At 64.6% G+C, this 6645-nt stretch carries 6 protein-coding genes; all 6 read left to right on the top strand.

Translation table 11 applies throughout. The annotated features are described in order from the left end of the window. Nucleotides 1-848: IS1595 family transposase (locus VN419_RS02555; protein ID WP_325644122.1), on the top strand; the 848-nt coding region annotated here is incomplete at its 5' end. 66 nt (nt 849-914) lie between these two features. Beyond that, nucleotides 915-1142 carry a hypothetical protein gene (locus VN419_RS02550; protein WP_325644120.1) on the top strand — a complete coding sequence of 76 codons (228 nt, stop codon included), beginning with the start codon at nt 915-917 and terminating at the stop codon, nt 1140-1142. A 28-nt stretch (nt 1143-1170) separates the two neighbouring features. Then, complete coding sequence (gene fdnG, locus VN419_RS02545) at nt 1171-4266, top strand: formate dehydrogenase-N subunit alpha (protein WP_325644118.1); 3096 nt, start codon at nt 1171-1173, stop codon at nt 4264-4266. 12 nt (nt 4267-4278) lie between these two features. Further along, the gene (locus tag VN419_RS02540) at nt 4279-5010 is read left to right on the top strand and encodes a 4Fe-4S dicluster domain-containing protein (RefSeq protein ID WP_325644116.1); all 732 of its coding nucleotides are present in this window, start codon (nt 4279-4281) and stop codon (nt 5008-5010) included. A gap of 189 nt (nt 5011-5199) precedes the next feature. Then, nucleotides 5200-5781, top strand: coding sequence for a TlpA disulfide reductase family protein (locus VN419_RS02535; protein WP_325644114.1), 582 nt, complete (start codon nt 5200-5202; stop codon nt 5779-5781). Between the two features lie 25 nt (nt 5782-5806). Next, nucleotides 5807-6478: a redoxin domain-containing protein gene (locus VN419_RS02530; protein WP_325644112.1), complete on the top strand. Its 672-nt coding sequence runs from the start codon at nt 5807-5809 to the stop codon at nt 6476-6478. Nucleotides 6479-6645: the final 167 nt, after the last annotated feature.

The following is a 6645-nucleotide window of genomic DNA, read 5'->3' as shown; positions in this document are numbered from 1 at the left end:
CAGTCGACGCCCCCCGGACCGAGGAGGACGCCCGCAATCTGCTGTTGGACCTGTGCTGGCCCGACGGCCGCAAACACTGCCCGCGCTGCCGCGCCAAGGATCCGTACCAGCTGGCCGGGGGGCGCTTGCGCTGCGGCAGCTGCCGCTACACCTTCCACGACTTCACCGGCCGCTGGCTGAACGAAACCGGCCTTTCACCGCTGAAGTGGACGGCGCTGGCCCAGGCCTTCGCGGCGGAGCTTTCCACCCGCGAAGCGGCGGCCGGCGTGGGCATCTCCTACAACACGGCCTTCAAGGCCCTCACCGTGCTGCGCATGGCCATTCTGGCCCAGGGGGCGGACGCGCCCCAGCTCCTTGGCCCCGGCGCGCCGCTGGCCCCCCTGCTCGACCCCGCCCACGCGGAGGAGCGCGACCACGCGCCCGGCACGGCCCTGCCGGTGTACGGCCTCTTGAGCCGCAGCCAGCACATCTTCGTGGACCTGCTGCCGGAGCTGACGGCCGAAAGCGTGCTGCACTTCAACCACAACTTCCACCTGCGCGTGGCCCGCCACGGCAGCATCCTCATCACCGACCGCTACAAGACCTACGACGCCCTCATCCTGTGCGGCGACGAAAACCTGCCCTACCACTACCTACTGCGCCACCCGGGGCAGCTCTTCGCGGAATCCGGCGGCTGCCCCTTCTGGGACTTCGCCCGGCCGCGCCTGCGCCAGTTCAAGGGACTCTCCTGGCGGCGCTTCCCCCTCTACCTCAAGGAACTGGCCCTGCGCTTCAATCTGCGCGGCCAGGACCTCATCCCCACGCTTCTCTCCGCCCTCTGCGCCCCAGTGCCAAAGATTGCGCAATAGCCTCCGGTTTTGACACTCACCCGTTTTTAGTGGATAGGGTGATACTCATACCGTGGAGGTCATTTTATGGTTTCGCATCCTCCCAAACATCCCAGCAGTCCTGGCCTTGCGCTGCTTCCCTTCGGGGGCCTTGGCCTGGACGTGGCAGAGGTCCGGCGCAAGGTGTCCGGTCTCGTGCTTGTGCCCTTCCCCAGGCAGGAAGTGTTCGAGCAGGAGCCGCGCATCGACGCGCCCCCCGCGCTTTCCGGGTACAGCCTGCTTTTGAGGCTTTGCCGCGAAACGCTCGGCAGCTGACCAAAACCCTCATAACCAAGGAGGCACCATGTCGCTTACCCGCAGAGGGTTCTTGCAACTCTCCGCCGCGGCCGCCCTCACCAGCGCCTTCACAGGCATTGGGCACGCGGCCAAGCCCAAGGCCGCCAAGGCCACGGCCGCAGGCAAACCCGCCGTCGACCGCATCGCACAGCTGAAGCCCGAATGGAGCAAGCAGACCACCACCGTGTGCTGCTACTGCGCTGTCGGCTGCGGCCTCATCGTCAACACCGCCCTCGGAGGCACCAAGCGCGCCATCAACATCGAGGGCGACCCGGACCATCCGATCAACGAAGGCGCCCTGTGCGCCAAGGGCGCCAGCATTTACCAGCTCACCGAGGGCAACCCCGGCGACGTGAATCCGCGCCTCACCAAGGTGATGTACCGCAAGCCCTACGGCACCAAGTGGGAAGAAAAGCCCTGGGACTGGGCGCTTGAGCGCATCGCCAAGAACATCAAGAAAGACCGCGACGCGAGCTTCGCCGAGAAGAACGCCAAGGGCCAGGTGGTCAACCGCTGCGAAGGCATCGCCTCCGTCGGCAGCGCCGCCATGGACAACGAGGAGTGCTGGGCCTACCAGGCTTTCCTGCGCTCTCTGGGACTTACATACATAGAACATCAGGCCCGTATCTGACACAGCGCAACTGTTGCGGCTCTGGCAGAGTCGTTCGGACGCGGCGCGATGACCAATCACTGGATCGACCTGAAGAACAGTGATTGCATTCTTATCATGGGCAGCAACGCTGCCGAAAACCATCCCATTTCCTTCAAGTGGGTCACCCGCGCCCAGGAAAAGGGCGCCACGCTCATCCACGTGGACCCGCGCTTCACGCGCACCAGCGCCAAGTCGGACATTTACGCGCCCCTGCGCTCCGGCTCGGACATCGCCTTCCTGGGCGGTCTCATCAACTACATCCTGGACAAGAACCTGCTGTTCAAGGACTACGTCGTCAACTACACCAACGCTTCCTTCATCGTTGGCAAAGACTTCACGTTCAAGGACGGCATGTTCAGCGGCTATGACGCCGCCACCCGCAAGTACGACAAGAGCAAGTGGGCTTTTGAGAAGGACGCCAACGGACAGATCAAGCGCGACAACACGCTGAACGATCCCCGTTGCGTGTACCAGCTGATGAAGCAGCACTACAGCCGCTACACGCTGGACCGCGTGGTGGAGATGTGCGGCACCCCGAAAGAGAAGGTGCTTGAGGTCTTCAACGCCTATGCGGCCACGGGCAAGCCGGACAAGTCCGGCACGGTCATGTACGCCATGGGCTGGACCCAGCACACCGTGGGCGTGCAGAACATCCGCGCCATGAGCATGGTGCAGCTGCTTCTGGGCAACATGGGCGTGGCCGGCGGCGGCGTGAACGCGCTGCGCGGCGAATCCAACGTGCAGGGCTCCACCGACCAGGGCCTGCTCTTCCACATCGTGCCCGGCTACCTGCCCACGCCCAACGCGACGGAGCAGAAGCTGGCCGACTACCTGAAGCGCATCACCCCGGCCAGCAAGGACCCCAAGAGTCTGAACTGGAAGAAGAACCAGCCCAAGTACGCGGTCAGCCTCATCAAGAGCTTCTACGAGCAGGCCGACCCCGAGAAGGGCTTCGAGTGGCTGCCCAAGCTGGAGCCCGGCAAGGACTACTCCTGGCTGACGCTCTTTGACGACATGCTGAAGGGCCAGTTCAAGGGCTTCTTCGCCTGGGGCATGAACCCCGCCGTGTCCGGAGCCAACTCCAACAAGACGCGCGAGGCCATGACCAAACTGGACTGGATGGTCAACGTCAACATCTACGACAACGAGACCGGCAGTTTCTGGATGGGTCCCGGCATGGACCCCAAGAAGATCAAGACCGAAGTCTTCATGCTGCCCTGCTCGGTCAGCGTGGAGAAAGAAGGCTCGGTGTCCAACTCCGGCCGCTGGATGCAGTGGCGCTACCAGGGCCCGAAGCCCCTGGGCGACTCCCGCCCCGACGGCGAGATCATCTACGAGCTGGCCCAGAAGGTGCGCGAGCTGTACAAGAAGGAAGGCGGCGCCTTCCCCGAGCCGGTGCTCGGCATGAACTGGGAGAACATGGGCGACGGCCATGAGTTCGACGCCCACAAGACCGCCCGGCTCATCAACGGCTACTACACCCGCGACGTGGAAGTAAAGCAGCCCGACGGTTCCGTGAAGGTCTTCAAGAAGGGCACGCAGGTTGCGGCCTTCCCCGACCTGCGCGACGACGGCAGCACCACCAGCGGCTGCTGGGTGTACTGCGGCTCCTACGTGGAGACCGATCCCAAGGGCAACCGCGCCGCGCGGCGCTCCAAGGACCAGACCCCGGCCCAGGCCAACGTGGGCCTGTTCCCCAACTGGTCGTGGGCCTGGCCGGTCAACCGCCGCGTCATCTACAACCGCGCCAGCGTGGACGCCACCGGCAAGCCCTACGCTCCCCAAAAGGCCATCCTGGCCTGGAACGCCGAGGGCAAGAAGTGGGACATCGACGTGGTGGACGGCGGCGGCAATCCGGGCGCCATCCATCCGTTCATCATGCAGGTGGACGGCATGGGCGCCTTCTACGGCCCGGGCCTGAACGACGGCCCCTTCCCCGAGTACTACGAACCCCTTGAGTGCCCCGTGAACTCGCACCCCTTCTCCAAGGAGCTGCACAATCCCACGGCGCTCAAGTTCGCGGGCGAGAAGCACAGCGTGTGCGACCCGCGCTACCCCTTCGTCTGCACCACCTACCGCGTCACCGAGCACTGGCAGACGGGCCTGCAGACCCGCCCGCAGGCCTGGCTGCTTGAGGCCGAACCGCAGATGTTCTGCGAAATGAGCGAAGAGCTCGCGCAGCTGCGCGGCATCAAAAACGGCGACAAGGTCTGGCTGGACAACAGCCGCGGCAAGCTGTGGGCCATCGCCATCGTCACCAAGCGCTTCAAGCCCTTCACCGTGCAGGGCCAGACCGTCCACGAGGTGGGCATTCCCTGGCACTACGGCTGGCGCTGGCCAAAGGACAACAGCGGCGGCGACGCGGCCAACCTGCTGGTCCCCTCCGTGGGCGACCCGAACACCGGCATCCCCGAGTCGAAGGCCTTCATGGTCAACGTCCGGAAGGCTTAAAGGAGGCGCGTCATGAGTAACGGAAAGAGCTTCCTCGTGGACCTGACCAAGTGCACGGCCTGCCGGGGCTGCCAGATCGCCTGCAAGCAGTGGAAAAAGCTGCCCGGCGAAAAGACCAAGAACACCGGCAGCCACCAGAATCCGCCGGACTTCTCGTACAACACGCTGCGCGTGGTGCGTTTCAGCGAGAAGGAAGTGGACGGCCAGATCAAGTGGTTCTTCACGCCCGACCAGTGCCGCCATTGCCTGGAGGCCCCGTGCAAGACCGCTACGGAACAGCCGGACGCCATCGTCATCGATGAACAGACCGGCGCGGTGGTCTACTCCGACAAGACCGCCAAGGAGAGCTTCGACGCGGTGCAGGGCATCTGCCCCTACGACGTGCCGAGGATGGACAAGAAGACCAAGATCATCAGCAAATGCGACATGTGCAACGACCGCGTGAAGGCGGGCAAGCGCCCGGCCTGCGTCACCTCCTGCCCCACGGGCACCATGAACTTCGGCGATCGCGACGATATGCTGAAGCTTGCGGAAGTGCGCCTGGCCGAAGCCAAGAAGAAGTACCCCAAGGCCCAGCTGGTCGATGCGGACAGCGTGCGGGTCATCTTCCTTACGGCGGACGCCCCCAACCTGTACGCCAAGAACCTGATGGCCGACGCGGGCAGCCTGCCCGGCAAGAACGGCTACACCCGCCAGGAGCTCTTCGCCGCGCTGAGAAAGCCGGTGAAGAACCTGCTGGGCTAGGCAGCACGACAAGACGGAAACGCACCTTCAGACCAGGAAGCCGCCGGGGCGGACGGATCAATCCGGCGGCTTCCCCTTCGGGGGGCGTGCAAACGCCCCCCGATTGCGTTTCCGCCCCTGGCAAAGGCTTGCGAAAAACTGCGTATGCCTTATGTATGAATTTCGTAGCAAACCGCCCAGGAGCGCACCATGAACAGACGACCTCTCGCCCTCTTGCTCCTTCTGGCCAGCCTTCTGGCTGGGCTGCTGGCCGCCCTGCCCGCCCAGGCCGCCAAGCCCAAGGAAGGCGACGTGCTGCCCGACCTGGAGGCCAAGGCCCAGCTCAAACCTTCGGAGGCCGCCTATCTGGGCCTGCCCGAGGGCGCGAAGGGCTTCCGCCTGTCGCAGATCAAGGCCGAGACCATCCTGGTGGAGGTCTTCAGCATGTACTGCCCACGCTGCCAGGCCGAGGCCCCGGCCGTGAACCGCGTATTTGAGCGCCTCATGGCCTCGCCCCAGGGACAGAAGCTCAAGTTCGTGGCCATCGGCGCGGGCAACTCGCAGTTCGAGGTGGACTTCTTCCGCAAGAAGTACCAGGCGGGCATGCCCATGATCCAGGATGCGGACTATGTGCTGCACAAGGCCTTCATGGCCGTGGGAACGCCCTCGTACTTCGTGCTGCGCCCCCTGCCCGGCGGCAAGGGCCTCAAGGTCCTGTACTTCCACGAGGGCCAGTTCGAGGATGAGAACGCCTTCTTCGACGAGGTGCTGCGCGCATCCACGCAGCGCTAGAAACGCAAGCCCCCGGGGGATCGCCATGAAAACACGCAGCCAGGCCCCGCTCCTCTCCTTCATCTTCGCCGCCCTGCTGGGGCTGGCCGTTCTCGCGACCGCTTTTCCGTCCGCCACGGCCCAGGCCCTGGACATGAAGGACATCATCCTCGATCCCGGCCCGCTCAAGCCCGTGGACAGCACCCTCAAGGTGCGCCCCGGGCAGCAGGCCCCGGATTTCACCCTGCCGGGCTTCATCCTGGGCCAGGGCGGCAAGCGTCTGGTGCACCTGTCCGACTACCGCGGCCGCAAGAACGTCATGCTCTCCTTCGTGCCCGCGGCCTTCACCCCGGTGTGCTCCGACCAGTGGCCCGGCTACAATCTGGCCAAGGATCTCTTCGACGAGTACGACACCGTGGTGCTGGGCATCAGCGAGGACAACCTGCCCTCGCAGTTCGCCTGGGCCGTGGAGATGCGCGGCCTGTGGTTCCCGGTGCTGTCCGACTTCAACCCCCATGGCGCGGTGGCCAGCCTCTACGGCGTGCTGCGCGGCGACGGCACGGCCGAGCGCGCCATCATCATCATCGACAAGAAGGGCGTGGTGCGCTTCGCCCAAAGCTTCAACATCAACATCCGCCCGGACCTCGAAATCATCATGCGCGAGCTGCACAAGATCGAGGAAGGCGCGCCGGACACCTTCAACCAGGGCCGGCGCTAGCCGCGGAGTTGCAACACGCTGTTCACGGCCTCTCCGACTCGGCCGAGGGATGGTTCATTTTATAACACCCACTGATTTCTTTCGAAATCGAACTCATACAGCCAGCGAGGCGACTCGCTGGCTCTTTCGTCTGAATTGGCATAGCAGGCGGCGGCCCATTCCCGAAG

It is taken from the genome of Humidesulfovibrio sp. (assembly GCF_035560995.1).
In the GTDB taxonomy this organism is placed as follows: domain Bacteria; phylum Desulfobacterota; class Desulfovibrionia; order Desulfovibrionales; family Desulfovibrionaceae; genus Humidesulfovibrio.
The sequence above is the reverse complement of the archived record's forward strand: the minus strand, read 5'-3'. Positions and strand labels throughout refer to the sequence as shown.